This window comes from Terriglobus sp. YAF25, assembly GCF_052113305.1.
Lineage (GTDB): Bacteria > Acidobacteriota > Terriglobia > Terriglobales > Acidobacteriaceae > Terriglobus.
Map to the genome: position 1 here is coordinate 1 of NZ_JBFRCY010000833.1, position 1834 is coordinate 1834.

Here is a 1834-nt window from a genome sequence, read left to right on the forward strand (position 1 = left end):
GTCCCGGATGATAGCCCCTACACTACCGGTGGTATCGGATTGTTGGGAACGGAGCCGTCACAGACCGCACTCGAAGACTGCGACACGCTGCTCATGGTGGGCACATCTTTTCCCTACATCGAGTTTCTGCCGAAGCCTGGCGATGCAAAGTGCGTCCAGATCGACTGCGACCCGCAGCGCATCAGTCTTCGATACCCGGCCGACGTTGGCATCGTGGGAGACACGCGGGTATGTTTGAAGGCCCTGCTGCCGATGTTGAAGAAGCATGACGACCGCTTCCTGCGAAGCGCCCAGAAGGGGAAGCAGAAATGGGCGGAACTGCTCGAGAAGCAAGGAACCCATCTCGAAAAGCCGATGAAGCCCCAGGTTGTCGGCTGGGAACTGGGCAAGCGAATTCCTGCGAACGCGATTGTCACCTCGGACTCAGGAACGATTACGACCTGGTGGGCGCGCTATGTCCCCGCTCTCCGCGGGCAGAAGCATAGCTGCAGCGGCAACCTCGCCAGCATGGCCTGCGGCCTTCCTTATGCAATCGGCGCTGCTATCGCGTATCCCGATCGGCCGGTCTACTGCATCATCGGCGATGGCGGTCTTTCGATGTTGATGGGCGAACTCATTACCATCGCGGCCTACCAGTTGAATATCAAGGTCATCGTTATCAAGAACAACACTCTCGGCCAGATCAAGTGGGAGCAGATGGTGTTTCTGGGGAACCCTGAGTACGCCTGCGATCTCTTCCCTGCCGATTTTGCCGCGATCGCACGAGGCTGCGGTATGCCCTCATGGAGGATCGAAGATCCGGCGCGCTGCGGTGCAGATCTGGACCTCGCTCTGCAACGGCAAGGGGCTGCGCTGGTGGAGGCGGTGGTCGATCCCTTTACGCCACCGATGCCGGCGAAGGTCAAGCCATCCCAGGCCGCTAAGTTTGCGGAGTCGCTCATGCGGGGAGAACCGAACCGCGGGAAGATCGCTCTGACAGCTGTCTCCGATGCGGTCCGCGAACTGGTCTAACCACATTCGTGCCCGCTCTTAGTGCAGAAAGGCAGACCCATTCAGGGCCTGCCTTTTTTGTTGCCAGAGACATGAGGCAGTTTTTCTACAGGGCTACAATTCAGGCGACGTGATTCTCGAGTGTTCCAATTCCATCAATCGTGATGCGGATTCTATCGCCTGATGCCAACGTGAAGTTGTCCGGCGGCACCACGCCCGTACCCGTCATCAGGAACACGCCGTCCGGGAAGCTGCACTCACGGAAGAGATATCCGGCAAGCTCTTTCAACTCACGTTTCATCTCTGCGATCGATGTCTCTCCCGTAAAGAGGGCTTGTCCGCCACGGAGGATCGTGATCGAAATGCCGGTGGACTTCGTAATCGGCTCCGTCGCCAGCAGGATACATGGCCCCAGAGCGCAGGCGCCGTCGTAGTTCTTTGCCTGTGGCAGATAGAGCGGGTTCTGACCTTCGATATCGCGTGAGCTCATGTCATTGCCGATGGTGTATCCCGCAATCTCACCTTTGGGTGTCAGCAGCATGACGAGCTCCGGCTCCGGCACCGACCATGTTGCATCGCGGCGAATACGCACCGGACTGCCCGAACCCACGACGCGCTTCCCGGCGGATTTGAAGAAGAGTTCCGGACGCTCTGCATAGTAGACACGATCGTAGAAGTCACCACCGCCGGCATCCTTCGACTCCTCCATGCGCGCGCTGCGGCTGCGATAGTAGGTCACGCCAGAGGCCCAGACCTCCTGGCTTTCTACCGGAGCCAGCACCGTCAATCCATCGAGCGAGGCGCCGCCCGCACTCTGGGTAGCGGCTTTGGCACGCTGTTGCAA

The 1834-nt window shown here is 59.3% G+C and carries 2 protein-coding genes; one reads left to right on the forward strand and one right to left on the reverse strand.

Annotated features, from left to right (window positions below; genetic code table 11):
* Positions 1-1011 (forward strand): thiamine pyrophosphate-dependent enzyme (locus AB4043_RS24290; protein ID WP_442308358.1); only part of this gene is annotated, 1011 nt, incomplete at its 5' end.
* A 100-nt stretch (positions 1012-1111) separates the two neighbouring features.
* Here the strand turns inward: AB4043_RS24290 and AB4043_RS24295 are convergent.
* On the reverse strand, positions 1112-1834 hold a 723-nt coding region (locus AB4043_RS24295; protein ID WP_442308359.1), incomplete at its 5' end, for a fumarylacetoacetate hydrolase family protein.